The sequence below is a fragment of the Vibrio sp. Vb1026 genome (genome assembly GCF_033338745.1).
Classification (GTDB): Bacteria; Pseudomonadota; Gammaproteobacteria; order Enterobacterales; family Vibrionaceae; genus Vibrio; species Vibrio alginolyticus.
In genome coordinates this window covers 58,251-83,350 of record NZ_JAWOTH010000005.1, presented here as the reverse complement: position 1 = coordinate 83,350, position 25,100 = coordinate 58,251, and the positions used below count along the sequence as shown (strand labels likewise).

Genomic DNA, 25,100 nt, shown 5'->3' with positions numbered 1-25,100 from the left:
CTATTCATTTCTAAAGTGAAAGTTACGGTCTGTTTAACAAAAATTGTAATCTTGGTGTGATTCTGGTCACATTAAGTGGTAATTCATTACATAGTTAAACGTTTGCTAGCTGAGATCTTGTGGTTCTATGTCTAAATTCCAGCGTACTTTCTTAGCATTTGGCAACAACTCAATAGCAGGTTTGGCACTGGTTAATAACTTTTGCATCAATGAACGATGCTGAGTTTGCAGTAATAGTTGCCAACGGTATTTACCAGCCCGCTTGGCCAAAGGTGAAGGAGTAGGGCCTAACACCATGCAGGAATCATCGAACAGAGGGTGTGACTCTAACGTAAAGCGAACCTGACGCAGGAAGTCTTCAACTACCTCACTTTGGTTCGCCTCTGCTTTAAACAGAGTCAAGAAACTATAAGGCGGAAGCTGAGCCAGTTTGCGTTCTTCCAGAGCAGTCATAGCAAAGTGGCGATAGTCTTTTTGAAGCAGGGCCTGCAGCAAGCTGTGCTCAGGATGGTGGGTTTGTAGGATAACCTCGCCAGGTTTACTTGCGCGGCCGGCACGACCTGCGACTTGAATAAACAACTGCGCTAGTCGCTCGGAAGCGCGGAAGTCACTACTATAGAGAGAGCCATCAACATCCAAAAGAGCAACGAGCGTTACATTTGGAAAATGGTGCCCCTTAGCCAGCATTTGGGTGCCAATCAGAATTTGATGTTCACCTTTACGAATCGATTCAAGGGCATCTTCCAAACTGCCTTTGCGGCGTGTGCTGTCTCTGTCGATGCGAATGGCGTTGTATTCTGGAAATAACTGAGTCAATTGTTGTTCGAGTTGTTCCGTTCCTACGCCGACGGTAACCAGTTGAGTTGAACCACACCCCTGACACTGATGAATTACCGGTTGTTGTGAGCCGCAGTGATGGCAGCGTATTTCGTTGCTGTAATGGTGGAACGTATAGTACGCATCACAGCGTTTACATTCTGCAATCCAACCGCATTCATGGCACATCAAAGCGGGCGAAAAGCCTCGACGGTTAAGAAACAACATTACTTGATTGCCCGCTTTTAAATGCTTGCGCATCTCGGCAATCAGTTGGGCAGATAAGCCACTTTCTAAATACTGACCTTTTACATCTAACACTTTATTAGTGGTTGGCACGGCAGAGCCAGCTCGTTGGGTTAGTGTTAAATGGTGATATTTGCCTGACAAGGCATTGTGCAATGTCTCCAGTGCAGGTGTGGCTGAGCCCAGAACAATCGGAACTTGTTCTTTATGAGCGCGCATTACAGCAACATCGCGTGCATGATAACGCAAGCTATCTTGCTGTTTGTAAGAGGTGTCATGTTCCTCGTCCACAATGATAATCCCGAGATCAGCAAAAGGCGCGAGTAGGGCAGAGCGTGTGCCGATAATGATTCCGGCCGCTTTGTCGCGTGCAGAAAGCCACGCATTCAGACGCTCCGTCTCGTTTAACCCGGAGTGGATGACGTCAACTGGCACATTAAAACGGCGTTTAAAGCGGTTGATGGTTTGGGGCGTTAAGCCAATCTCTGGTACTAAAACCAAGGCTTGTTTCCCTTGCTCTAAAACTGGCTTGATAAGGTTGAGGTACACTTCTGTCTTACCTGAGCCCGTGACGCCTTCTAATAAATAGGAGGCAAAACCTGTTTGGCTATTTACACTCGCAATAGCCAGCGCTTGTTCGTGGTTGAGCTTTGGCTTTTCGACGTCGCATTCAACGTGCTGTCCCCACTGGGTGATTACAGGCTTCTTCTCGATACGTTCAATCCAGCCTTTCTCTTCTAAAGACTTTAGTACTGTTGAGGCTATCTCTTGGTCGACAAATTCCTGGTGAGGCAAAGCGCCGTTAACCAACATTTGCAAGACCTTCTGTTGTTTGACCGCTCGACGATCAAGCCCTTGCATCAGCTTGTCTTTACCGGATTCGGTAATTTGCCACTCTTGTAGCGTCGCAAAATCTGCAGGCTTTCCTTTACGTAGAGCTGCTGGCATCGCATTGTGTAGCGTATCTCCAAGTGGGTATTGGTAGAACTGGCTGCACCAAGTCAGCAACGAATAAAGCTTTTCAGACCATATCGGCTGAGAATCAAGAACTGCTTTGATTGGCTTGAGTTGATCTTTGGGAAAGTCCGAGTGATTAACCATCGCGGTGACGATGCCAACTAACGTTTGGCGTCCAAAAGGTACGGAAACGCGTCCACCAATGATCGGAAACAGGTGCCCCGGAATGGCGTAATCAAATTGTTTGTCGAGCGGAACGGGTAATGCCACTCTAGCAATGGTTGGACGCATAAATTCTTAGCTATTAAAAAAGAGGGAAAGGAAATGAGAGTCTATTAAAATCGGTATGGAAATTCGAGTAAAGCAATGCGATTCAGCGTGAATCGTGCCTCTATGATTAGTCTGGCTAAAAAAGTGGCGAAAAAGTTGCCAAATGTGTTGATCCGAGCAATGTGATTCTTTACTATATCGCGCCTTGAGATATGGCTTCGGCAATTAGTTGATGCGGTATCCCATTTTATTATTAATTGCGTGTGGTGTGCGGCTTAGATTCGTATAGCGACACGGCCTACTATTGAGGTTATCCCATGAAAGCTGGTATCCACCCAGAATACAAAGCAGTAAAAGCGACTTGTTCTTGCGGCAACTCTTTTGAGTTCAACTCTACTCTAGGTAAAGAGTCTATCCACCTAGACGTATGTGACAAGTGCCACCCATTCTACACTGGTAAGCAACGTATCGTTGATACAGGCGGCCGTGTTGATCGCTTCAACAAGCGTTTCGGTGCACTATCAAGCGGTAAGAAATAATAGCAGCCGCTATTACGATTACAGTTTAGAAAAGGACGCTTCGGCGTCCTTTTTGTTTTAATGGCTACCAAGCGAAGAGGAATGTATGGGGTTTGGAATATTCCCGATTATTTTTCACTCAGCGCTTGCAACCTAAAGTGTGATCTGTATAATGCAGCGCACTGGTTAAGCCAGTTGTGAACCAATGAGCAGTGAGGAGCGAGCAAATCTAAGGATTTGCGAGGTAATGTATACTCAGCTTATGTTCGCGGTTAATACAATTAGCTATCTTTTCTTCGGAAAAACTATCCTCAAAGGTGACTTTGGCATATAGGGATAGTTAATCGAAAATTAACTGACAATGCGTCCTAATCTTGGATGCTACGGTTTCACATAAATCAATCGGCATTCTCTCGTCTTGACGAGTTTGAGTGGCGATATTGTTTGTGTAATTTATTAAATTTGGAGCTCTGTCTCATGCAGAACCAACGTATCCGTATCCGCCTAAAAGCTTTCGATTACAAACTAATCGATGCTTCTACAGCGGAAATCGTTGAAACAGCTAAGCGCACTGGCGCACAGGTTCGTGGTCCAATCCCACTGCCAACTCGTAAAGAGCGTTTCACAGTTCTTATCTCTCCACACGTTAACAAGAAAGCACGTGACCAGTACGAAATCCGTACTCACAAGCGTCTAATCGACATCGTTGAGCCAACAGACAAGACTGTTGATGCTCTAATGCGTCTAGACCTTGCTGCGGGCGTTGACGTTCAAATTAGCCTAGGTTAAGGGAGATTAGAAGTATGATTGGTCTAATCGGTCGTAAAGTGGGCATGACCCGCGTATTTACTGAAGAAGGCGTTTCTATCCCAGTAACAGTTGTTGAGGTTGAAGCTAACCGTGTTTCTCAAGTGAAAACTCTTGAAACTGACGGCTACGCAGCAATCCAGGTTACAGCTGGTTCTAAGAAAGCTAACCGTGTAAACAAAGCTGAAGCAGGTCACTTTGCTAAAGCTGGCGTTGAAGCTGGTCGCGGTCTTTGGGAATTCCGTTTAGAAAACGGCGAAGAGTTCGAAGTTGGTTCAGAACTAACTGTTGAACTATTCAACGAAACTAAGAAAGTAGACGTTACTGGTACATCTAAGGGTAAAGGTTTCCAAGGCGCTGTTAAGCGTTGGAACTTCCGTACTCAAGATATGACTCACGGTAACTCATTGTCTCACCGTGCTCCTGGTTCTATCGGTCAATGTCAGACTCCAGGTCGCGTATTTAAAGGCAAGAAAATGGCAGGTCACATGGGTGCTGAGCGTGTAACGACTCAAAACCTAGAGATCGTACGTGTTGACGCTGAGCGCAACCTGCTTCTTATTAAAGGTGCAGTCCCAGGCGCAACTGGCGGCAACGTGATCGTTAAACCAGCTGTTAAAGCATAACGTCTCAGGAGTAAGTAATGGAACTAATGGTTAAAGGTGCCGATGCACTAACTGTTTCCGAAACTACTTTCGGACGTGAGTTTAACGAAGCTCTTGTACACCAAGTAGTTGTTGCGTACGCAGCAGGTGCTCGTCAAGGTACTCGTGCTCAAAAAACACGTTCAGAAGTTTCTGGCGGTGGCGCTAAGCCATGGCGTCAAAAAGGTACTGGCCGTGCGCGTGCTGGTACAATCCGTAGCCCAATCTGGCGTACAGGTGGTGTTACTTTTGCTGCGAAACCACAAGATCACAGCCAAAAAGTAAACAAAAAAATGTACCGTGGTGCTATGAAGAGCATTCTTTCTGAGCTTGTTCGTCAAGAGCGTCTAATCGTTGTTGATAACTTCTCAGTTGAAGCACCAAAGACTAAAGAGCTAGTTGCTAAGCTTAAAGAGCTTGAGCTAACTGACGCTCTAATCGTGACTAGCGAAGTAGATGAGAATCTATTCCTAGCTGCTCGTAACCTATACAAAGTTGACGCACGTGATGTTGCTGGTATCGATCCAGTATCTCTAATCGCGTTTGACAAAGTTGTAATGACTGCAGAAGCAGTTAAGCAAGTAGAGGAAATGCTAGCATGATCACTGAAGAGCGTATCCTAAAAGTTCTACGTGCACCGCACATCTCTGAAAAAGCAACTATGGCAGCTGAGAAAGCGAACACTATCGTTTTCAAAGTAGCTAAAGATGCGACTAAAAAAGAGATCAAAGCAGCTGTAGAAAAGCTATTTGAAGTTGAAGTTAAGTCTGTAAATACTCTTATCACTAAGGGTAAGACCAAACGTCAAGGTCTACGCCAAGGTCGCCGCAGCGACGTTAAGAAAGCGTACGTTACTTTGAAAGAAGGTCAAGATCTTGACTTCGTTGGCGGCGCGGAATAACAGGAGTAGTTAAAAATGGCTATTGTTAAATGTAAGCCGACTTCCCCTGGTCGTCGTCACGTTGTTAAAGTTGTTAACGCTGACCTACACAAGGGCAAGCCATACGCACCTCTTCTAGAGAAAAACTCTAAGAACGGTGGTCGTAACAACAAGGGTCGTATCACAGTACGTCACATCGGCGGTGGTCACAAGCACCACTACCGTGTAGTTGACTTCAAACGTACTAAAGATGGTATTCCAGCGACAGTTGAGCGTCTTGAATACGATCCAAACCGTAGCGCAAACATTGCTCTAGTTCTTTACAAAGACGGTGAGCGTCGCTACATCCTAGCACCTAAAGGTGTTGTAGCTGGTGATGTTATTCAGTCTGGTGTTGATGCACCAATCAAAGCTGGTAACACTCTACCAATGCGTAATATCCCAGTAGGTTCAACAGTACATAACGTTGAACTTAAGCCTGGTAAAGGTGGTCAGCTAGCTCGTTCGGCTGGTGCTTACGCTCAAATCGTTGCTCGCGACGGTGCGTACGTAACTATCCGTCTACGTTCTGGCGAGATGCGCAAAGTTCTTTCTGAAGGCCGTGCAACAATCGGTGAAGTTGGTAACTCTGAGCACATGCTACGTGAACTTGGTAAAGCAGGTGCATCACGTCATCGCGGTATCCGTCCAACGGTTCGTGGTGTTGTAATGAACCCGATTGACCACCCACATGGTGGTGGTGAAGGCCGTACTTCTGGTGGTCGTCACCCAGTATCTCCTTGGGGTATGCCTACTAAAGGCTTCAAGACTCGTAAGAACAAACGCACTGACAAGTACATCGTACGTCGTCGTAACAAGTAATCTATATAAAGAGGAATCGCCATGCCACGTTCTCTCAAGAAAGGTCCTTTTATTGACCTACACTTGCTGAAGAAGGTAGAGAAAGCGGTGGAAAGCGGAGACAAAAAGCCTATTAAGACTTGGTCCCGTCGTTCAATGATCATCCCTACGATGATCGGTTTGACCATCGCTGTCCATAATGGTCGTCAGCACGTACCAGTATTTGTAACTGATGAAATGATCGGTCACAAACTGGGTGAATTCGCACCAACACGCACTTACCGCGGTCACGCTGCGGATAAGAAAGCTAAGAAGCGCTAAGGAGTAGATAATGGAAGCAATTGCTAAACATAACTTTGCTCGCATTTCGCCTCAGAAAGCTCGCTTAGTTGCGGATCTAATCCGTGGTAAATCTGTTGACCAAGCTCTAGAAATCCTAACGTTCAGCAACAAAAAAGCTGCTGCACTAGTTAAGAAAGTTCTAGAGTCTGCTATCGCTAACGCGGAGCACAACGAAGGTGCAGATATTGACGATCTGAATGTCGCAAAAATCTTTGTAGATGAAGGCCCAACCATGAAGCGTATTATGCCTCGTGCTAAAGGTCGTGCGGATCGTATCTTGAAGCGTTCAAGCCACATCACTGTTGTTGTAGCAGATCGCTAGAGACTAGGAGAGTAAGCAATGGGTCAAAAAGTACATCCAAATGGTATTCGTCTAGGCATCGTTAAGCCTTGGAATGCTACATGGTTTGCTAACACCAAAGATTTCGCTGACAACCTAGACGGCGACTTCAAGGTACGTCAGTTCCTTACAAGTGAACTGAAAAAAGCGTCTCTATCACGTATCGTTATCGAGCGTCCTGCTAAGAGCATCCGTGTGACTATTCACACTGCTCGTCCAGGCGTTGTTATCGGTAAGAAAGGTGAAGACGTTGAGAAGCTACGCGCAGCTGTAGCTAAAATTGCAGGTGTACCAGCGCAAATTAACATCGCTGAAGTACGTAAGCCTGAACTAGATGCGCAACTTGTTGGTGACAGCATCGCGTCTCAGCTAGAGCGTCGTGTTATGTTCCGTCGTGCTATGAAGCGCGCAGTACAAAACGCAATGCGCCTAGGCGCTAAAGGTATCAAAGTGGAAGTAAGCGGTCGTCTAGGCGGCGCTGAAATCGCACGTTCAGAGTGGTACCGTGAAGGTCGTGTGCCTCTACACACTCTACGTGCTGACATTGATTACGCAACTTCTTCGGCTCACACTCAATACGGTGTGATCGGCATTAAAACTTGGATCTTCAAAGGTGAAATCCTAGGTGGTATGCCAGCAGCTAACGCTGTAGAGCCTAAAGGCGACAAGCCTAAGAAGCAGCGTAAAGGCCGTAAGTAAGGAGTCGACAGATGCTACAACCTAAACGTACTAAGTTCCGTAAGGTTCAGACTGGTCGTAACCGTGGTCTAGCTAAAGGTACTGATGTAAGCTTCGGCGAATTCGGTCTTAAAGCTGTTGGCCGTGGTCGTCTAACTGCTCGTCAAATCGAAGCGGCACGTCGTGCAATGACACGTCACGTTAAGCGTCAAGGTAAAATCTGGATCCGTGTGTTCCCAGACAAACCAATCACAGAAAAACCACTTGAAGTTCGTCAAGGTAAGGGTAAAGGTAACGTTGAGTACTGGGTAGCCCAAATCCAACCTGGTAAGGTTATGTACGAAATGGGTGGTGTACCTGAAGAATTGGCACGTGAAGCGTTCCGTCTTGCGGCACGTAAACTGCCTTTCAAAACTACATTTGTAACTAAGCAGGTGATGTGATGAAAGCACAAGATCTACGCGAGAAAAGCGTTGAAGAGCTTAACGCTGAGCTAATGAATTTGCTACGCGAACAGTTCAACTTGCGCATGCAAGCTGCGACTGGTCAACTACAGCAAACTCATACTCTGAAAGCTGTACGCCGTGATATCGCACGTGTGAAAACTGTTTTGACTGAGAAGGCAGGCGCATAATGAGCGAAGTAAAACGTACTCAACAAGGTCGTGTTGTTAGCGACAAGATGGACAAGTCTATCACTGTTGCTATCGAACGTTTCGTAAAACACCCAATCTACGGTAAATACGTAAAACGTACGACTAAAGTACACGCACATGACGAGAACAACGAGTGTGGCCTAGGCGACACAGTTGAAATCGCAGAGTGTCGTCCACTGTCTAAGACTAAGTCTTGGACTTTGGTAAAAGTTCTAGAAAAGGCGAAGATTTAATCTCGTTAATTCTATGAAACTAAAGCGGCTCCAAAATATTTTTGGAGCCGTTTATTTTTTGACTACCCAATCACAAAAAAGGGTGGTACAATTCGCGTCCCTTTTAAAGAGGCAGCCCGACCCGTGATGGGTCTAGTTATTAATATTTAGCGGAGCACTAACATGATCCAAATGCAAAGTATGCTGGACGCAGCTGATAACTCAGGCGCACGCAGCGTAATGTGTATTAAGGTTCTGGGTGGCTCTCACCGCCGTTATGCACATATCGGTGACGTCATCAAAGTTACTGTGAAGGAAGCAATCCCTCGCGGTAAAGTTAAAAAAGGTGATGTTCTGAAGGCGGTGGTAGTGCGCACCCGTAAAGGCGTACGTCGTCCTGACGGTTCTGTCATTCGCTTCGACCGAAATGCTTGCGTATTGCTAAACGACAATACTGAGCAACCAATCGGTACACGTATCTTTGGTCCTGTGACACGCGAACTTCGTGGCGATAAGTTCATGAAGATCGTTTCACTGGCTCCAGAAGTTCTGTAAGGAGCACGTAGAAATGGCAGCTAAAATCCGTCGTAATGACGAAGTAATCGTTCTTGCTGGTAAAGACAAAGGCAAGAAAGGTAAAGTAACTAAGGTTCTAGCAACTGGTAAAGTTATCGTTGAAGGTATCAACCTAGTTAAGAAACATCAGAAACCTGTTCCAGCTATGGGTATCCAAGGCGGTATCGTAGAGCAAGAAGCAGCTATCGACGTTTCTAACGTGGCTATCTTTAACGCAGCTACTGGTAAAGCTGACCGTATCGGTTTCCGTTTTGAAGACGGCAAAAAAGTTCGTTTCTTCAAGTCTAACGGCGAAACCGTTTCTAACTAATAGAAGTAATTTGGAGTTCTACTATGGCGAAACTGCATGATTACTACAAGTCGTCTGTAGTCGCTGAACTGACCAAACAGTTCGGTTACACAAGCGTCATGCAAGTCCCTAGAATCGAGAAAATCACCCTAAACATGGGTGTTGGTGAAGCAATCAACGATAAGAAACTGCTAGAAAATGCAGCGTCTGATATGGCAACGATCTCTGGTCAAAAGCCACTTATCACAAAAGCGCGCAAATCTGTTGCAGGTTTCAAAATCCGTGAAGGCTACCCTATCGGTTGTAAAGTAACCTTGCGTGGCGAACGTATGTGGGATTTTCTTGAGCGTTTAATTAACATCGCTCTTCCACGTGTACGTGACTTCCGTGGTGTTAGCGCTAAGTCTTTTGACGGTCGCGGTAACTACAGCATGGGCGTTCGCGAGCAAATCATCTTCCCGGAAATCGACTTTGATAAAGTTGATCGAGTACGCGGTCTAGACATCACTATTACGACGTCTGCTGGTACTGATGAGGAAGGCCGTGCTCTGCTGGCTGCCTTTAACTTCCCATTCCGTAAGTAAGGTGAAGGGTTACTGTTATGGCTAAAAATTCAATGAAAGCACGTGAAGCAAAACGTGCGAAGCTAGTAGCTAAGTTCGCTGAAAAGCGTGCAGCGCTAAAAGCTATCATCAGCGATGTAAACGCATCTGAAGAAGATCGTTGGAACGCGGTTCTTACACTGCAATCTCTTCCACGTGATTCAAGTGCATCACGTCAGCGCAACCGTTGCAACCAAACTGGTCGTCCACACGGTTACCTACGTAAGTTCGGTCTAAGCCGTATTAAGGTTCGTGAAGCTTGCATGAAAGGCGAGATTCCGGGTCTTCGTAAGGCTAGCTGGTAATTGCCACTTAATCATTTGGAGTAAATCATATGAGCATGCAAGATCCGATTTCGGATATGCTGACCCGTGTTCGTAACGGTCAGGCAGCAAACAAAGTTGCTGTAAAAATGCCTTCTTCAAAGCTTAAAGTTGCAATTGCTGCACTACTAAAAGCTGAAGGTTACATCGTTGACTTCGCTGTTGAAGGCGAAGCAAAACCTGAGCTAGAAGTTACACTTAAGTACTTCCAAGCTAAACCAGTAATCGAGCAACTTAAACGTGTTTCTCGTCCAGGTCTACGTGTTTACAAGAAGAAAGATGAACTTCCTTCTGTAATGGGTGGTCTTGGTATTGCTATCGTTTCTACTTCCAAGGGTCTTATGTCAGACCGCGCTGCACGTAAAGCAGGTCTTGGTGGTGAAATCATCGCTTACGTAGCTTAATAAGGAGTAGACTATGTCTCGTGTTGCAAAAGCACCTGTCGCTATTCCAGCTGGCGTAGAGGTGAAACTAAACGGCCAAGAAATCACTGTAAAAGGTGCGAAAGGCGAACTAACTCGCGTTCTTAACAACGCAGTTGTAATCGCTCAGGAAGAAAATAACCTGACTTTCGGTCCTAAAGAAGGTGTTGCTAACGCATGGGCTCAAGCAGGTACTGCTCGCGCTCTAGTTAACAACATGGTTGTTGGTGTTACTGAAGGCTTTACTAAGAAGCTAACTCTTAAAGGTGTAGGTTACCGTGCTGCTATCAAAGGCAACGCTGTAGGTCTAACACTAGGCTTCTCACACCCAGTTGAGCACGAGTTGCCAGCGGGTATTAAAGCTGAATGTCCAAGCCAAACTGAAATCGTGATCACTGGTGCTGACAAGCAACTAGTTGGTCAAGTTGCGGCTGACATTCGTTCTTACCGTGAGCCTGAGCCATACAAAGGCAAAGGTGTTCGTTACGCAGATGAAAATGTGCGTACTAAAGAAGCTAAGAAGAAGTAAGGTAACACTATGGATAAGAAAGCATCTCGCATCCGTCGTGCTACACGTGCACGTCGTAAGATTGCAGAACTGGGTGCGACTCGCCTAGTTGTACACCGTACTCCTCGTCACGTGTACGCACAGGTTATCGCGGCTAACGGCTCTGAGGTTATCGCAGCAGCTTCTACTGTAGAAAAAGCGATCCGTGAGCAAGTGAAATACACTGGTAACGTTGATGCAGCTAAAGCAGTGGGTAAAGCTATTGCTGAGCGCGCTCTAGAGAAGGGCGTAACTGCAGTTGCATTTGATCGTTCTGGTTTCCAATACCACGGTCGAGTAGCGGCGCTAGCAGAATCTGCTCGCGAAGCTGGTCTGAAATTCTAAGGTAGGGTTGGAAGATGGCTAAAGAACAACAAGTTCAAGCGAATGATTTGCAAGAAAAGCTAATCGCAGTTAACCGTGTTTCTAAAACGGTTAAAGGTGGTCGAATCATGAGCTTCACTGCACTAACAGTAGTTGGTGACGGTAACGGTCGTGTAGGTTTCGGTTACGGCAAAGCTCGTGAAGTACCTGCAGCGATTCAAAAAGCAATGGAAAAAGCGCGTCGTAACATGACTACGATCGCTCTAAACGAAGGCACTCTTCACCACCCAGTGAAAGGTCGCCATTCGGGCTCTAAAGTTTACATGCAGCCTGCTGCAGAAGGTACTGGTGTTATCGCAGGTGGTGCGATGCGTGCAGTACTAGAAGTTGCTGGTGTACACAACGTACTATCTAAAGCGTACGGTTCTACGAACCCTATCAACATCGTTCGTGCAACGATCGATGCACTAGGTAGCATGAAGTCACCAGAAATGGTTGCTGCTAAACGTGGTCTAACTGTTGAATCTATTTCGGAGTAAGAACACCATGGCAACTATTAAAGTAACTCAAACTAAAAGCTCAATTGGTCGTCTGCCAAAGCACAAAGCTACTTTGCGCGGTCTAGGTCTTCGTAAAATCAACCACACAGTAGAACTTGAAGATACTCCGTGTATTCGCGGTATGATCAACAAGGTTTACTACATGGTTAAAGTTGAGGAGTAATCAGAATGCGTTTGAATACTCTAGCACCGGCTGCTGGCGCGAAAACTTCTGCGAAGCGAGTAGGTCGTGGTATCGGTTCAGGCCTAGGTAAAACTGGTGGCCGTGGTCACAAAGGTCAAAAATCACGTTCTGGCGGCAGTGTTCGTCCAGGTTTCGAAGGCGGTCAGATGCCTCTGAAACAACGTCTACCAAAATTCGGTTTCACTTCTCGTAAGAGCCTAGTGTCTGCTGAAGTTCGTCTAGCTGAGCTAGCGAAAGTTTCTGGTGACGTAGTTGATCTAAACAGTCTTAAAGCTGCTAACATCATCACTAAGAACATCGAATTTGTAAAAGTTGTTCTTTCTGGTGAAATCAACAAAGCAGTGACTGTTAAAGGTCTACGTGTGACTAAAGGCGCTAAAGCTGCAATCGAAGCTGCAGGCGGTAAAATCGAGGAATAATCTCGAGGAACGAGGTACAGATGGCTAAGAAACCAGGACAAGATTTTCGTAGTGCTCAGAGCGGCTTAAGTGAACTAAAGTCGCGCTTGTTATTCGTAATTGGTGCACTTTTAGTATTCCGAGCCGGCTCTTTTGTGCCGATTCCTGGTATTGACGCTGCTGTACTTGCCGATTTGTTCGAACAGCAAAAAGGTACCATCGTTGAAATGTTTAACATGTTCTCCGGTGGTGCTCTTGAGCGTGCATCTATATTAGCATTGGGCATCATGCCGTATATTTCGGCATCTATTGTTGTCCAATTGCTAACTGTAGTTCATCCAGCGTTAGCTGAACTCAAAAAAGAGGGTGAAGCAGGCCGTCGTAAGATAAGCCAATACACACGCTACGGCACGCTTGTACTTGCAACCTTCCAAGCTATAGGTATTGCAACTGGCCTACCAAACATGGTCGACAATCTGGTTGTTATCAACCAAACCATGTTTACGCTAATTGCTACCGTAAGTTTAGTAACCGGTACCATGTTCTTGATGTGGTTAGGTGAACAAATTACAGAGCGCGGAATTGGTAACGGTATTTCGATACTGATTTTTGCAGGTATTGTTGCTGGATTGCCTTCTGCAATCGGTCAAACAATCGAGCAAGCGCGTCAAGGTGAATTGCATGTACTTCTTCTGTTGCTAATCGCGGTATTAGCTTTTGCAGTAATTTACTTCGTTGTTTTCATGGAACGTGGTCAACGCCGAATCGTCGTTAACTATGCGAAACGTCAACAAGGTCGTAAAGTATTTGCTGCGCAAAGCTCGCATTTGCCTCTTAAAATTAACATGGCAGGTGTAATTCCAGCGATTTTTGCATCAAGTATTATCTTGTTCCCAGGAACATTGGCTCAGTGGTTTGGTCAAAACGGTGAGAGCAGCGCGTTCGGTTGGTTAACTGACGTGTCTTTGGCTCTTAGCCCAGGTCAACCGTTGTATGTAATGCTTTATGCAGCAGCAATTATCTTCTTCTGTTTCTTCTACACGGCGTTGGTTTTCAACCCGCGTGAAACAGCAGATAACTTGAAGAAGTCTGGTGCATTCGTACCCGGTATCCGCCCAGGTGAGCAGACAGCGAAATACATTGATAAAGTAATGACACGTTTAACCCTTGCTGGTGCACTGTACATTACCTTTATCTGTCTGATTCCCGAGTTCATGATGGTCGCGTGGAACGTACGTTTCTACTTCGGCGGTACATCGCTACTAATCGTAGTTGTTGTAATTATGGACTTTATGGCACAGGTACAGACTCATCTGATGTCTCAACAGTATGATTCTGTGTTGAAGAAAGCGAATCTGAAAGGCTACGGCCGTTAATCCGGCGGTAGACTCAGTTTCATTTACGGAGTTTAGCAATGAAAGTTCGTGCTTCCGTTAAAAAAATCTGCCGTAACTGTAAAGTAATCAAGCGTAACGGTGTCGTTCGCGTGATTTGCAGTGAGCCAAAGCACAAACAGCGCCAAGGCTAATTAGCAGAAATTTTTACTTGAAAATGAAGGTTGGGTCGAGTATATTCCTCGGCCTACCTTTTGCGTGCAAAAGAAGTAGTATTCCGCAGCGTATCCATAACGGGCTTTGCTGCGGCTAATTCTTTTATAGAAACACTTAGGAGTGAATAATGGCCCGTATAGCAGGCATTAACATTCCTGATCAGAAACATGCAGTAATCGCTCTAACAGCGATCTACGGCATCGGTAAAACTCGCTCTCAAGCTATCCTAGCTGAAGTGGGTATTGCTGAAAATGTTAAGATCAGTGAACTAACTGAAGAGCAGATCGATCAACTGCGTGATGGTGTAGCTAAGTACACTGTAGAAGGTGATCTACGTCGTGAAGTATCTATGAACATCAAGCGTCTTATGGACCTTGGCTGTTACCGTGGTCTTCGTCATCGTCGCAGTCTACCACTACGTGGACAGCGTACTAAAACCAACGCTCGCACCCGTAAGGGTCCGCGTAAGCCGATCAAGAAATAATCGGGAAGGTAGAGTACAATGGCTAAACAACCAACTCGCGCTCGTAAGCGCGTACGCAAGCAAGTTGCAGATGGCGTTGCGCACATCCATGCTTCTTTCAATAACACAATCGTAACCATTACTGACCGTCAAGGTAACGCTCTTGCATGGGCTACTGCAGGTGGTTCTGGTTTCCGTGGTTCTCGTAAGTCTACTCCGTTCGCTGCACAGGTTGCTGCTGAGCGTTGTGCTGAAATGGCTAAAGAATACGGCCTAAAGAACTTGGAAGTTATGGTTAAGGGTCCTGGTCCAGGTCGCGAATCTACTGTTCGTGCACTAAACGCCGCTGGTTTCCGCATCACAAACATCGTTGATGCTACACCAATCCCTCATAACGGTTGTCGTCCACCTAAGAAACGTCGCGTATAACGTTTCTAGGACAATTGGAGAAGAATCATGGCAAGATATTTGGGTCCTAAGCTGAAGCTTAGCCGTCGTGAAGGCACTGACTTATTCCTTAAGTCTGGTGTTCGCGCGATCGATACCAAGTGTAAAATTGATAACGCACCAGGTGTACACGGCGCTCGTCGCGGTCGTCTATCTGAGTATGGCGTTCAGCTTCGTGAGAAGCAAAAAGTACGTCGTATGTACGGCGTTCTAGAAAAACAATTCCGTAACTACTACAAAGAAGCTGCTCGCCTAAAAGGCAACACTGGTGAAAACCTACTTCAGCTTCTTGAAGGTCGTCTTGATAACGTAGTTTACCGCATGGGCTTTGGCGCAACTCGCGCAGAAGCACGTCAGCTAGTTAGCCACAAAGCTATCCTAGTAAACGGTAAAGTTGTAAACGTTCCTTCTTTCAAAGTAGCGGCTAATGACGTTGTTTCTATTCGCGAGAAAGCTAAACAGCAAGCTCGTATCAAAGCAGCTCTAGAAGTTGCTGAACAACGTGAAAAACCAACTTGGATTGAAGTAGATGGTGGCAAGATGGAAGGTACATTCAAGCGTATGCCTGAGCGTTCTGATCTATCAGCTGACATCAACGAACAATTGATCGTCGAGCTTTACTCTAAGTAAGGTTTAAACTAAAGAGAGGACACAATGCAGGGTTCTGTAACAGAATTTCTTAAGCCACGTCTAGTTGACATCGAACAAATCAGCTCGACTCACGCAAAAGTAACTCTTGAGCCATTAGAGCGTGGCTTTGGTCATACTCTGGGTAATGCACTTCGCCGCATCCTTCTATCTTCTATGCCAGGTTGTGCTGTAACAGAAGTAGAAATTGAAGGCGTACTTCATGAGTACAGCACGAAAGAAGGCGTTCAAGAAGATATTCTTGAAATTCTTCTAAACCTTAAAGGTTTGGCTGTGCGCGTTGCCGAAGGCAAAGATGAAGTGTTCATTACTTTGAACAAATCAGGCTCGGGCCCTGTGGTTGCAGGTGACATCACCCATGATGGTGATGTAGAGATCGCTAACCCTGAACACGTAATTTGTCACCTGACGGATGACAACGCTGAGATCGCAATGCGTATCAAAGTTGAACGTGGTCGTGGTTATGTTCCAGCTTCTGCGCGTATCCATAACGAAGAAGACGAGCGTCCTATCGGTCGCCTACTAGTAGATGCTACTTACAGCCCAGTAGACAAAATTGCCTACGCTGTAGAAGCAGCTCGTGTAGAACAGCGTACTGATCTAGACAAGCTTGTTATCGATATGGAAACAAACGGTACTCTAGAACCTGAGGAAGCAATCCGTCGTGCAGCTACAATCCTAGCTGAACAATTGGATGCATTCGTAGATCTTCGTGATGTACGAGTTCCTGAGGAGAAGGAAGAGAAGCCAGAATTCGATCCGATCCTACTGCGTCCTGTAGACGATCTTGAACTAACAGTTCGCTCTGCTAACTGTTTGAAAGCAGAAGCGATTCACTACATCGGTGATCTAGTACAACGTACTGAGGTTGAGCTACTTAAAACGCCTAACCTTGGTAAAAAATCTCTTACTGAGATTAAAGACGTACTTGCGTCACGTGGTCTGTCTCTGGGCATGCGCCTAGAAAACTGGCCACCTGCATCAATCGCTGAAGATTAATCGATACTAGTTAGAAGGATTAGGTCATGCGCCATCGTAAGAGTGGTCGTCAACTCAACCGCAACAGCTCACATCGCAAAGCGATGTTCAGCAACATGGCTAGCTCTCTAGTACGTCATGAAGTTATCAAGACTACTTTGCCAAAAGCAAAAGAGCTACGTCGCGTAGTTGAGCCTTTGATTACACTAGCTAAGACTGACAGTGTTGCTAACCGTCGTCTAGCATTTGCACGTACTCGTGACAACGAAGTAGTTGCAAAACTATTTAACGAACTAGGTCCACGTTTTGCTGCTCGTCAGGGCGGTTACACTCGTATCCTAAAAGCTGGCTTCCGTGCTGGTGATAAAGCTCCAATGGCTTACATTGAGCTTGTAGATCGCCCAGCTGCTGAAGAAGCTGCTGAGTAATCAGTTCGTAAGAACGAGAAAGCCGAGCATTAGCTCGGCTTTTTTGTATCTGTAATTCAGTAAACCTTTATATCCAGCCTGCATTTATTTCAACCCATGCAGACTGGCAATTTAAAAAGTGATTATCACTTACGCTTATTTACTAGTATTCCACAACCCGCCCAACGAACTTAGAAGCCCTTCGCTAGCGCCTTGCTTGTTCAAGTAATCCAAGATGACTGGAGCAAACTGACTGATCATAGATGGGTCTAAACCTAACGTATCGAATGCACTTTTGACTGCACTGATATTCTCAATATTTCCTAGTAAGCTTTGTGCTCCTTGCAAGTTTGAAAGTCCAGGAATCAAAGACTGTAATTCACTACTATTTTCTTGCGAAAGCTGGCTTTGAGCCAAAGCGAGTAGCGCACCACTGCCTCCGGCTGCTTGCTCAGTGGATACTGGTAATTGGCTAGTTAGCATGTCTGTTAATGGAGATGACTCGGTGTTCAAGCTGCTGCCGACCATGTCCATCAGGCCACTTTCTTTACTTTTTTGAGTGACTGAATCTAAGAATGCGTGCGCACTACCAATGTTGATTGATAGGAGTGCTAGAGTTAGGAGTGTTTTACGCATAGTACCTCCAAAGGTTGAGCGTTTTTTAAAAGTGATTTTATTTTTAAAGGCTATCAGAGTGAAAGGTTCAGAGGTGAGAAAGTCTATTCAGTTTAGACAAAAAAACGGCGCTAGTGCGCCGTTTTATTTAATCATAATTGAAAATGGTTTCAATTAGATAATATCTAATAGTTCTACTTCGAAAACTAAAGCTGCAAATGGAGGGATAGCCGCACCAGCGCCACGCTCACCGTACGCAAGATCTTGTGGTACGTATAGCTTCCACTTAGAGCCAACAGGCATTAGTTGTAGTGCCTCTACCCAACCTTTGATTACACCTGTAACAGGGAATTCAGCAGGTTGACCGCGAGATACAGAGCTATCGAATACAGTACCGTCAGTTAGCTCACCGTGGTAGTGAACGCGAACTGAGCTTTCTGCTGTAGGAACTGCACCAGTACCTTCAGAAATGATTTCGTACTGAAGACCAGAGTCTAGAACGTTAACTTCAGGTCGTAGAGCGTTGTCTTTTAGGAACGCTTCGCCTTCTGCTGCCGCAATTTTTGCTGCTTCTTGGCGAGCTGTTTCTGCACGAGTGTGAAGTTCTTGTAGTGCTTTGTTGATTTCATCAATTTCGATTGATGGCATGTCACCAGTTAGTGCTGTTGCAATACCTGCTGCGATAGCATCAACGCTAAGACCTTCAAGACCAGAGCCTGCAAGTTGCTGACCCATTTGCAGACCAATGCCGTAGCTTGCTTTTTGTTCTGCAGTTTCAAATTTAATTTCAGACATGAATGTCGCTCTTATTAGGAGTGATAAAGGTAACAGGATATCAGTTTCGAGCTTAGGTTTAAATGATTGCGACTGAATGCTTAATTGAGGCGACCAGGTTGTGACTTATCTCTTACTCCAAGTGAAATTTCTGCTAATTTAATCCCAATTCCATTTTAGTTTGGTGAAAAACATATACTCTCCGCGTCGGTATTTTTATACTGGCCGTAGAAGTATTAAGGGACTCATTACAATGAATCGTCGCAGAAAGAAAAAGCAGCAAGTCGACTATGTCGAATTGGTTAAACAAAAATTCGCTGCTATCGACTGGAAGCAGCCGTTCAACAAAGAGCAATGGTTGGAGCGTATACAGCCTGTTAAGCAGTTTTGGTTGCGTCTGCCTAAATTTCATCAGCGTGCTTTGATGGTCTTAGTGCCATTGATTCTGGTACTCCTTGTTATTCCTTTGCCAAATAAAACAGATCAACCAGTTGAGCAGACTGAGGTCGATCATCAACGCGTAGCGATTGAGCTGAACGCGCAGAGTTTAAGCCAGCAGAGAACCTCTCAGAACTCTGGACCGAAATCTGAAAATTGGAAAGAGTACACGGTTAAAAATGGTGATACATTAGCGCAGGTTTTCAGAAGTAATCAGCTCTCTATGGCGGATCTTAGCGCTCTGGTCAAAATAGAAGGCAGTGATAAGCCGCTAAGCCAAATAAAGCAGGGACAGTTGATTCGCTTTAAGCTTAGTGACGAAGGTGAGTTAGATATGCTACAGCTGGAAAAAAGCGGGCGGTCCGTTATGTTTTTCCGTTTATCGGATGGGACCTTTGGACGTAACAAGTAAACGCTTCAAATGAAAAGACGCGAAGATATCGCGTCTTTTTAGTCAGTTTTTCATAGCGATTAGTTTTCATAGTAACCAATCGAGTTGAAGCTTATAGCGCTACGGATTCTTTCCGCATATCCACATGAGGGATACCATCTTCAAGATAGCACTCTGAGATAACCTTGAATCCATGACTAGCATAAAACTGGATGAGGTGTTCTTGAGCACCTATATCTATTGTCTGTCCTGGCCATAATGTTTCGCATTGTGCCAAGGCCTTGTCCAATAACTTATGACCTAAGCCACCGCCTCGCGCGGTCTGCTTTGTCACCACTCGACCAATACTCACATTGTCATACGTAGTGCCTGCGGGCAGTAATCTTGCGCAAGCAACCAGTTCATCACCGTGATAGCCTATTAGATGATAAACGCCTTCCAGCGTGTCCTTACCATCAAGTTCAGGGTAAGGGCAGGTTTGTTCAACAACGAATACATCCACACGCAATTTCATCATTTCATACAGCTGCGTGGTTGTTAGCTGAGCAAAGGGCAAAGTAATCCAAGTGAGCATGTTGTTATCCGTAATGAGAATAGAGTGACTGACTTTACTTTGTTTTGAGCTCATACTCATTAACAAAGGTTAATTAGCACTGGTTTTCCCACCAAATCTGGTGATAATGTGCCCTCTTTCCATCTCACCTGAGGATATCCCCGTGAGCAAACAAACATTCGATCAAGTTGGGCTGAATCCAGCGTTACTCGCCACACTTGATTCCCTGAACTATACCCACATGACGCCAATTCAAGCTTTGAGCTTGCCTGCAATCCTAAAACATCGTGATGTCATCGGGCAGGGTAAAACGGGCTCAGGTAAAACCGCTGCATTTGGTTTAGGGGTTTTATCGAACCTCAACGTCAAACGCTTTCGTGTCCAGTCATTAGTATTGTGTCCAACACGTGAGCTTGCAGACCAAGTAGCGAAGGAAATTCGTACTTTAGGTCGCGGCATTCATAATATTAAAGTGCTTACTCTCTGCGGTGGGATGCCAATGGGGCCACAAATTGGTTCGCTGGAGCATGGTGCGCATATCCTAGTTGGTACACCTGGTCGTATTTTGGATCACCTTGAGAAAGGCCGAATTGATCTTAGCGAACTGAATACCTTGGTGCTAGATGAAGCTGATCGCATGTTGGACATGGGTTTCCAAGACGCATTAGATGCAATCATCGATGCAGCGCCAAAGCAGCGTCAAACTCTACTTTTCAGTGCTACCTTTCCAGAAAAAATTGAGCAAATTGCGCAGCGTATAATGCAGACACCGGAAGTGATTAAGGTGGAATCGACGCATGATACCTCAAGCATTGCGCAGTACTTCTACAAAGTTGAAGGCTCGGAAGCACGTGATGAAGCGTTGGCTAATTTGCTGCTGACTCACCAACCAGAGTCCGCGGTGGTTTTTTGTAATACCAAAAAAGAAGTTCAAAGTGTCGCAGATGAGTTGCATCACAAAGGATTCAGCGTTATCGATATCCATGGGGACTTAGAGCAGCGTGAACGCGACCAAGCATTGGTGCAGTTTGCTAACAAGAGTGTGTCTATCCTTGTTGCAACAGACGTTGCAGCGCGTGGTTTGGACGTTGATAATCTTGATGCTGTCTTTAACTTTGAGCTATCGCGCGATCCTGAGGTTCATGTGCACCGTATTGGTCGTACAGGTCGTGCGGGTAGTAAAGGTTTAGCGTTCAGCTTTTTTGGTGAGAAAGACGGTTTACGTGTAGCTCGTATTGAAGAATACCTAGAGATGGACGTGGTACCAGCAACATTGCCTGCCAAATCAAATCAGCAGCCATACCAAGCGAAGATGGTGACGATTAACATTGATGGCGGTAAGAAACAGAAAGTACGACCGGGTGATATTTTAGGTTGTCTGACAGGAAAAAATGGTATTCCAGGCTCTCAAGTCGGAAAGATCCATCTGTTCCCTGTGCGCGCTTATGTTGCCGTCGAAAAGTCTGTGGCTAAAAAGGCTCTACAAACCATTAGTAACGGCAAGATGAAAGGGCGCCAGTTCCGGGCGCGAATTCTTAAATAGCTCAAATAGCAGAGAAAAAGCTCTTCGTTTGAAGAGCTTTTTTCTTTTTTGAGTTTATTTGAGAGTGTGATCTTTGGTTAAGCGTGCTTTGATTCGACTCAAACTGATTGGTGTAATGCCCAGGTAGGCCGCAATTTGACTATCGGTAATACGTTGCTTTAAATCTGGGTAATGAGCGCAAAATAATTGATATCGTTCCTCTGGAGAGTAGAGCAACATAAAGCGTTCTTTATTCTCTTTATTAACCAGTTGGTTTTCGAGTAGCTTTAAGTAAATGGCGTGCTTTTCTGCTCGCCAGTGATGCAACGTTTCAATTGGCAAGCAAAATAGCTGACAAGCGCTCAGCGTTTCCAATAAGTAAGGCGAAGGTTGGTCCTTTATTATGCTCTCAAACCCGATAACCCAGTCCTTCTCCCAATAAAATTCTTTACTGAATTCTTTGCCGTGCTCAGTGAGATAGCTTGCGTGGCATAACCCCTCAATGATGAAGTAAAGGTGTGAGCTCAACTCCCCTTGGTGATTAAGAATGTGGCGTGTAGGCAGTTCGAGCAACTCACCATTTTCAATAAGTTGGTTTGCTTCTGCCTCTAAAAAGCCATGTTTGACTAAGTCTGAAAAAAGATCGCTGTGCATGTGATAACTCAGAAACGGTTTTCTTTATTTTAACGGGTTTTATTGATAACAAAAAAGCGGCTCATGAGAGCCGCTTAGTGTTGTTGTCAAATCAACCTTATTTATTCAGATCGATTTGATAAATTGCGAAACCAATGTCGTCTGTTGACACGCGTTTCATTGGGTATTGTCCTTTCTCTTTGATGAACTGCGCCGCTTTATCGCTAGGGGAGGTTTCGAAACGAATATCTAGCTTGTTATCGGACTTAATCGGTGCGAAAGACCAGTTGTTGTCAGCGCTTGGGGTCACTTCTCCTTTTTCTTCACTCACGCGAGAAATATAAGTGGCGACGACAGAGCGGTTTTCATCTGGTGCGTCAAACGCAATGAAATCTGGACCTGTACCAGGGAAAGTATTGCTATAAGCACGGTAGTTATTGGTTGCGATGATGAAATCTTGCTTCGGATTGACAGGCTTACCATTAAACGTCAGATTCACAATGCGCTGAGAATCTGGATTAATCACTTTACAATCCGCATCGTACTTCGGCGGTTGGGTAACGTCGATTTGGTAGTTAACCCCATCAATAACATCGAAGTTGTAAGTACGGAAATTATCCCAATCAATCAAAGATTGCGGTTTAGGATTGTTGATGTCGATGTGGTTGAATTGACCCGCACTGCACTCTAGCCATTCGCGAACTTCTTTACCTTTCACTTTCATCGCAACCAAGGTGTTTGGGTATAAGTAAAGATCGGCCGCATTACGGAAGGTGAGCTGACCGGATTCGACTTCTGTAAAGTTATTCGGATCGTTCTTACGACCGCCGACTTTAAATGGTGCTGCCGCACTCAGTACTGGAATGTCAGAAAGGTCTGGGTCGCCTTGAATAAAGCGTTCTACGTAGTCTTTCTGAGCAAGGTTAACGATTTGAATGGTGGGGTCGTCCTGCACTAATGCCAAGAAGCTGTACATGACATCATTTGCTTTGCCGATTGGTTGGTTTACAAATTCACGAGTGCCTTTGTGATCTTCTTCTAACGCTTTCACAATATCTTCATCGGCTTTAGCTAATGACTTCTTATTTACTTTATCGAAGATAGGGTGTGCTTCTGCTTGGCCTTCGACGACTTGCCATCTGCCGTCTTTCTCTTTCAGCATCAAATCCATCACACCTGCGTGACTTCCCCAGCGGCCCGGCATCACGGACGTTACACCATTGATGGTCCCTTTATCTATATCAACACCAGGTAGGTTTGCGAAGTCTTTCCCTGGGAAGACTGCGTGAGAGTGGCCAAAAGCAATTGCATCAATACCTTCAACTTCTGTGAGGTAGTAAACAGAGTTTTCAGCGCCTAGCTTGTATGGATCAGTAGAAATGCCCGAGTGTGGAATTGCCACAATCACGTCTGCGCCTTCTTTCTTCATTTGAGGAATCAGTTTCTCTGCTGTTTCCTTAATGTCTTTAGCAAAGACTTTGCCTTCTAAGTTCTTCTTATCCCACACCATAATTTGTGGTGGTACAAAGCCGATGTAACCCACTTTGATTTCGTGGCTTTGACCATCAGTGTCTTTGAACGTGTGCGTTTTAATTAGATAAGGTTTGAAGTAGTGCTCGCCTGTCTTCTTGTCGAAAACGTTAGCACTAACATAAGGGAAGTTCGCACCGTCGATAGAGTTTTTCAGGAACTCAAGGCCATAGTTGAACTCATGATTGCCAATGTTGCCCACATCGTAGTCTAGCTGGTTCATCGCTTTGTAGACTGGGTGCACGTCGTCGGGATTAATCCCCTTTGCCGCCATGTAATCGCCCATTGGGCTGCCCTGAATTAAATCACCGTTATCTACTAGTACCGTGTTTTCTGTCTCGGACTTAGCTTGTTTCACTATTGTCGCTGCGCGACTTAAACCGATTTGCTGTGATGGTTGGTCTTTGTAGTAATCGTAATCCATCACGTTGGTGTGAATGTCGGTGGTTTCGATAATACGAAGCTTGATGGTATCGGCCATTGCTGGGCCAGCAAGCGTTAGCATGCCACTTAATACTGCGAGGGAAATAGGATGAACTGCCACTTTCATTTGGTACTCCAATTCAATGATAAGGGGAAATTGTACTGCGTAATGTATCAAACACAGGTGCAACTCGATGATAAAGATACAGAAAACTGTGAACATTAATCAGTTTACTGAACCTTATTCATATTAACCGCCGACTTTTTCACGCTTTTGAATGAGACCAAACAAAAACTTCTTAGCAGATTTTTGAATAAAAAATGAAATTTTAGAATTTCAGGTAATATAAACGCCCCGCCATAATGCTTGCATAACGATATCAATGGACGATGAGCAAGCACATGGCAACGAACGATTCAGTCACTTCTTTTCCTAAACCAAAGCCCCGGTTAGTTTCTGACAACCCAGTCGCTGGTGTTACTCGTTTTGCAAAGCAATCGCTACAGCCTGGTGAAGTTGCCTTAGTAGGTGCAGGACCAGGCGATCCTGAACTTCTGACGGTGAAAGCACTGAACTGCTTGCAGCAAGCTGACGTGGTTTTGTACGACTACTTGGTGTCTGAAGAAATCATGGCATTGATTCCAAGCGATACGATTTTGGTGTGCGTTGGGAAGCGAGCTGGGCATCACAGTGTGCCGCAGGAGAAGACGAATCAGCTTTTGGTGGATTTTGCCAAGCAGGGCTACAAAGTAGTGCGCATTAAAGGTGGGGATCCGTTTGTATTCGGTCGTGGTGGTGAAGAGTTAGAAGTGCTTGCTGATGCCGGCGTTCGTTTTCAAGTTGTCCCTGGCATTACCGCAGCAGCTGGCGCAACCGCTTATGCTGGTATTCCACTGACTCATCGTGATTATGCGCAATCGGCCATCTTTGTGACTGGCCACTTGAAAGAAGAAAGTGATGAGATGGATTGGTCCACGTTGGCGCGAGGGAATCAGACTTTAGTGATCTACATGGGGCTGATGAAATCACACTATATTCAGAATCAACTCATTAAGCATGGTCGTTCAGCGTCGACTCCGATTGCCATTATTGAGCGTGGCACGCAGATTCAACAAAAAGTATTTACGGGAGAACTCTCCCAACTCTCTGATTTATCGAAGGAAGCACAGTCGCCATCTTTGATTGTTGTCGGAGAGGTAGTGCGACTGTCTCAAAAGTTAGACTGGTTTTTGTCTAGTACTGAATTCAACAAAAGTGCTATTGCCAACTCCATATAATTTCAGACCAAAGATTAGAG

The 25,100-nt window shown here is 45.3% G+C and carries 38 protein-coding genes; 32 read left to right on the top strand and 6 right to left on the bottom strand.

Annotated elements, in window-relative coordinates:
- Window positions 1-105: 105 nt before the first annotated feature.
- On the bottom strand, window positions 106-2,310 hold the full coding sequence (priA, locus tag R7E47_RS10300; RefSeq protein WP_318084213.1) for a primosomal protein N': 2,205 nt from the start codon (window positions 2,308-2,310) through the stop codon (window positions 106-108).
- Between the two features lie 296 nt (window positions 2,311-2,606).
- Between priA and rpmE the strand changes: the two genes are divergently transcribed.
- The 29 genes from rpmE (at window position 2,607) to rplQ (ending at window position 16,944) form a co-directional block, all read left to right on the top strand.
- On the top strand, window positions 2,607-2,828 hold the full coding sequence (gene rpmE / locus R7E47_RS10295) for a 50S ribosomal protein L31 (protein ID WP_005379546.1): 222 nt from the start codon (window positions 2,607-2,609) through the stop codon (window positions 2,826-2,828).
- A 456-nt stretch (window positions 2,829-3,284) separates the two neighbouring features.
- Window positions 3,285-3,596 carry a 30S ribosomal protein S10 gene (gene rpsJ, locus R7E47_RS10290; protein ID WP_004410492.1) on the top strand — a complete coding sequence of 104 codons (312 nt, stop codon included), beginning with the start codon at window positions 3,285-3,287 and terminating at the stop codon, window positions 3,594-3,596.
- Between the two features lie 14 nt (window positions 3,597-3,610).
- Complete coding sequence (gene rplC / locus R7E47_RS10285) at window positions 3,611-4,240, top strand: 50S ribosomal protein L3 (RefSeq protein ID WP_005379555.1); 630 nt, start codon at window positions 3,611-3,613, stop codon at window positions 4,238-4,240.
- A gap of 17 nt (window positions 4,241-4,257) precedes the next feature.
- A complete protein-coding gene (rplD, locus tag R7E47_RS10280; protein WP_005379556.1) occupies window positions 4,258-4,860 on the top strand; it encodes a 50S ribosomal protein L4 in 603 nt (200 codons plus the stop codon).
- Window positions 4,857-5,159: a 50S ribosomal protein L23 gene (gene rplW / locus R7E47_RS10275; RefSeq protein WP_004398471.1), complete on the top strand. Its 303-nt coding sequence runs from the start codon at window positions 4,857-4,859 to the stop codon at window positions 5,157-5,159. Before rplD ends, rplW begins: the two co-directional genes overlap by 4 nt.
- Before the next feature lie 15 nt (window positions 5,160-5,174).
- The gene (gene rplB, locus R7E47_RS10270; RefSeq protein WP_005383168.1) at window positions 5,175-5,999 is read left to right on the top strand and encodes a 50S ribosomal protein L2; all 825 of its coding nucleotides are present in this window, start codon (window positions 5,175-5,177) and stop codon (window positions 5,997-5,999) included.
- Window positions 6,000-6,020: 21 nt separating this feature from the next.
- Window positions 6,021-6,299 (top strand): 30S ribosomal protein S19, encoded by a 279-nt coding sequence (gene rpsS / locus R7E47_RS10265; protein ID WP_004394525.1) that lies wholly within the window; start codon window positions 6,021-6,023, stop codon window positions 6,297-6,299.
- A gap of 10 nt (window positions 6,300-6,309) precedes the next feature.
- Window positions 6,310-6,642, top strand: coding sequence for a 50S ribosomal protein L22 (gene rplV, locus R7E47_RS10260; RefSeq protein ID WP_005383164.1), 333 nt, complete (start codon window positions 6,310-6,312; stop codon window positions 6,640-6,642).
- A gap of 18 nt (window positions 6,643-6,660) precedes the next feature.
- Window positions 6,661-7,359 carry a 30S ribosomal protein S3 gene (gene rpsC / locus R7E47_RS10255; protein WP_005383161.1) on the top strand — a complete coding sequence of 233 codons (699 nt, stop codon included), beginning with the start codon at window positions 6,661-6,663 and terminating at the stop codon, window positions 7,357-7,359.
- Between the two features lie 11 nt (window positions 7,360-7,370).
- Entirely contained in the window at window positions 7,371-7,781 is a 411-nt protein-coding gene (gene rplP / locus R7E47_RS10250) for a 50S ribosomal protein L16 (RefSeq protein ID WP_005379577.1), read from the top strand.
- Window positions 7,781-7,972 carry a 50S ribosomal protein L29 gene (rpmC, locus tag R7E47_RS10245; protein WP_005379576.1) on the top strand — a complete coding sequence of 64 codons (192 nt, stop codon included), beginning with the start codon at window positions 7,781-7,783 and terminating at the stop codon, window positions 7,970-7,972. The genes rplP and rpmC overlap by 1 nt, the downstream gene beginning before the upstream one ends.
- The gene (gene rpsQ, locus R7E47_RS10240) at window positions 7,972-8,226 is read left to right on the top strand and encodes a 30S ribosomal protein S17 (RefSeq protein WP_005379575.1); all 255 of its coding nucleotides are present in this window, start codon (window positions 7,972-7,974) and stop codon (window positions 8,224-8,226) included. The genes rpmC and rpsQ overlap by 1 nt, the downstream gene beginning before the upstream one ends.
- Before the next feature lie 162 nt (window positions 8,227-8,388).
- Entirely contained in the window at window positions 8,389-8,760 is a 372-nt protein-coding gene (rplN, locus tag R7E47_RS10235; protein ID WP_004410450.1) for a 50S ribosomal protein L14, read from the top strand.
- Between the two features lie 13 nt (window positions 8,761-8,773).
- The gene (gene rplX, locus R7E47_RS10230; protein WP_005379574.1) at window positions 8,774-9,091 is read left to right on the top strand and encodes a 50S ribosomal protein L24; all 318 of its coding nucleotides are present in this window, start codon (window positions 8,774-8,776) and stop codon (window positions 9,089-9,091) included.
- A 23-nt stretch (window positions 9,092-9,114) separates the two neighbouring features.
- Complete coding sequence (gene rplE, locus R7E47_RS10225) at window positions 9,115-9,654, top strand: 50S ribosomal protein L5 (protein WP_005379573.1); 540 nt, start codon at window positions 9,115-9,117, stop codon at window positions 9,652-9,654.
- Between the two features lie 17 nt (window positions 9,655-9,671).
- A complete protein-coding gene (rpsN, locus tag R7E47_RS10220) occupies window positions 9,672-9,977 on the top strand; it encodes a 30S ribosomal protein S14 (protein WP_004410442.1) in 306 nt (101 codons plus the stop codon).
- 29 nt (window positions 9,978-10,006) lie between these two features.
- Window positions 10,007-10,399: a 30S ribosomal protein S8 gene (gene rpsH, locus R7E47_RS10215; RefSeq protein ID WP_005379572.1), complete on the top strand. Its 393-nt coding sequence runs from the start codon at window positions 10,007-10,009 to the stop codon at window positions 10,397-10,399.
- A 13-nt stretch (window positions 10,400-10,412) separates the two neighbouring features.
- Complete coding sequence (gene rplF / locus R7E47_RS10210; RefSeq protein ID WP_005379570.1) at window positions 10,413-10,946, top strand: 50S ribosomal protein L6; 534 nt, start codon at window positions 10,413-10,415, stop codon at window positions 10,944-10,946.
- Window positions 10,947-10,955: 9 nt separating this feature from the next.
- Window positions 10,956-11,309 (top strand): 50S ribosomal protein L18, encoded by a 354-nt coding sequence (rplR, locus tag R7E47_RS10205; RefSeq protein ID WP_005379568.1) that lies wholly within the window; start codon window positions 10,956-10,958, stop codon window positions 11,307-11,309.
- Window positions 11,310-11,323: 14 nt separating this feature from the next.
- A complete protein-coding gene (gene rpsE, locus R7E47_RS10200; protein WP_004745894.1) occupies window positions 11,324-11,827 on the top strand; it encodes a 30S ribosomal protein S5 in 504 nt (167 codons plus the stop codon).
- 7 nt (window positions 11,828-11,834) lie between these two features.
- On the top strand, window positions 11,835-12,011 hold the full coding sequence (rpmD, locus tag R7E47_RS10195; protein WP_005379565.1) for a 50S ribosomal protein L30: 177 nt from the start codon (window positions 11,835-11,837) through the stop codon (window positions 12,009-12,011).
- A 5-nt stretch (window positions 12,012-12,016) separates the two neighbouring features.
- A complete protein-coding gene (gene rplO / locus R7E47_RS10190) occupies window positions 12,017-12,451 on the top strand; it encodes a 50S ribosomal protein L15 (RefSeq protein WP_005383155.1) in 435 nt (144 codons plus the stop codon).
- Between the two features lie 20 nt (window positions 12,452-12,471).
- Complete coding sequence (secY, locus tag R7E47_RS10185) at window positions 12,472-13,806, top strand: preprotein translocase subunit SecY (protein ID WP_005379562.1); 1,335 nt, start codon at window positions 12,472-12,474, stop codon at window positions 13,804-13,806.
- 38 nt (window positions 13,807-13,844) lie between these two features.
- Window positions 13,845-13,958 carry a 50S ribosomal protein L36 gene (gene rpmJ, locus R7E47_RS10180; protein ID WP_000868186.1) on the top strand — a complete coding sequence of 38 codons (114 nt, stop codon included), beginning with the start codon at window positions 13,845-13,847 and terminating at the stop codon, window positions 13,956-13,958.
- Between the two features lie 149 nt (window positions 13,959-14,107).
- On the top strand, window positions 14,108-14,464 hold the full coding sequence (gene rpsM / locus R7E47_RS10175) for a 30S ribosomal protein S13 (protein ID WP_005383154.1): 357 nt from the start codon (window positions 14,108-14,110) through the stop codon (window positions 14,462-14,464).
- A gap of 18 nt (window positions 14,465-14,482) precedes the next feature.
- Entirely contained in the window at window positions 14,483-14,872 is a 390-nt protein-coding gene (gene rpsK / locus R7E47_RS10170; protein WP_001118870.1) for a 30S ribosomal protein S11, read from the top strand.
- A 27-nt stretch (window positions 14,873-14,899) separates the two neighbouring features.
- Window positions 14,900-15,520: a 30S ribosomal protein S4 gene (gene rpsD / locus R7E47_RS10165; RefSeq protein WP_005383146.1), complete on the top strand. Its 621-nt coding sequence runs from the start codon at window positions 14,900-14,902 to the stop codon at window positions 15,518-15,520.
- Between the two features lie 24 nt (window positions 15,521-15,544).
- A complete protein-coding gene (locus R7E47_RS10160; protein ID WP_005383143.1) occupies window positions 15,545-16,537 on the top strand; it encodes a DNA-directed RNA polymerase subunit alpha in 993 nt (330 codons plus the stop codon).
- Window positions 16,538-16,563: 26 nt separating this feature from the next.
- The gene (gene rplQ / locus R7E47_RS10155) at window positions 16,564-16,944 is read left to right on the top strand and encodes a 50S ribosomal protein L17 (protein WP_005383141.1); all 381 of its coding nucleotides are present in this window, start codon (window positions 16,564-16,566) and stop codon (window positions 16,942-16,944) included.
- 135 nt (window positions 16,945-17,079) lie between these two features.
- Here rplQ and R7E47_RS10150 read toward each other — a convergent pair whose 3' ends face one another.
- Together R7E47_RS10150 and R7E47_RS10145 are read right to left on the bottom strand one after the other, a co-directional pair.
- The gene (locus R7E47_RS10150) at window positions 17,080-17,559 is read right to left on the bottom strand and encodes a DUF2780 domain-containing protein (protein ID WP_017820297.1); all 480 of its coding nucleotides are present in this window, start codon (window positions 17,557-17,559) and stop codon (window positions 17,080-17,082) included.
- Between the two features lie 153 nt (window positions 17,560-17,712).
- Window positions 17,713-18,333 (bottom strand): FKBP-type peptidyl-prolyl cis-trans isomerase, encoded by a 621-nt coding sequence (locus tag R7E47_RS10145; protein ID WP_005383137.1) that lies wholly within the window; start codon window positions 18,331-18,333, stop codon window positions 17,713-17,715.
- 232 nt (window positions 18,334-18,565) lie between these two features.
- Between R7E47_RS10145 and R7E47_RS10140 the strand changes: the two genes are divergently transcribed.
- Complete coding sequence (locus R7E47_RS10140; protein ID WP_213968495.1) at window positions 18,566-19,162, top strand: LysM-like peptidoglycan-binding domain-containing protein; 597 nt, start codon at window positions 18,566-18,568, stop codon at window positions 19,160-19,162.
- A 91-nt stretch (window positions 19,163-19,253) separates the two neighbouring features.
- Here the strand turns inward: R7E47_RS10140 and R7E47_RS10135 are convergent, their stop codons facing one another.
- A complete protein-coding gene (locus R7E47_RS10135; protein WP_017820295.1) occupies window positions 19,254-19,715 on the bottom strand; it encodes a GNAT family N-acetyltransferase in 462 nt (153 codons plus the stop codon).
- Window positions 19,716-19,857: 142 nt separating this feature from the next.
- Here R7E47_RS10135 and dbpA point away from each other — a divergent pair, with 142 nt between their 5' ends.
- Window positions 19,858-21,237, top strand: a complete 1,380-nt coding sequence (dbpA, locus tag R7E47_RS10130; protein ID WP_005379583.1) for an ATP-dependent RNA helicase DbpA — start codon at window positions 19,858-19,860, stop codon at window positions 21,235-21,237.
- A gap of 54 nt (window positions 21,238-21,291) precedes the next feature.
- Here dbpA and R7E47_RS10125 read toward each other — a convergent pair whose 3' ends face one another.
- Both R7E47_RS10125 and cpdB read right to left on the bottom strand, forming a co-directional pair.
- A complete protein-coding gene (locus R7E47_RS10125) occupies window positions 21,292-21,870 on the bottom strand; it encodes a Crp/Fnr family transcriptional regulator (protein WP_213968494.1) in 579 nt (192 codons plus the stop codon).
- Between the two features lie 97 nt (window positions 21,871-21,967).
- Window positions 21,968-23,929, bottom strand: a complete 1,962-nt coding sequence (gene cpdB, locus R7E47_RS10120; RefSeq protein ID WP_318084210.1) for a 2',3'-cyclic-nucleotide 2'-phosphodiesterase — start codon at window positions 23,927-23,929, stop codon at window positions 21,968-21,970.
- Window positions 23,930-24,204: 275 nt separating this feature from the next.
- Between cpdB and cobA the strand changes: the two genes are divergently transcribed.
- Window positions 24,205-25,080 carry a uroporphyrinogen-III C-methyltransferase gene (gene cobA, locus R7E47_RS10115; RefSeq protein WP_031780800.1) on the top strand — a complete coding sequence of 292 codons (876 nt, stop codon included), beginning with the start codon at window positions 24,205-24,207 and terminating at the stop codon, window positions 25,078-25,080.
- Window positions 25,081-25,100: the final 20 nt, after the last annotated feature.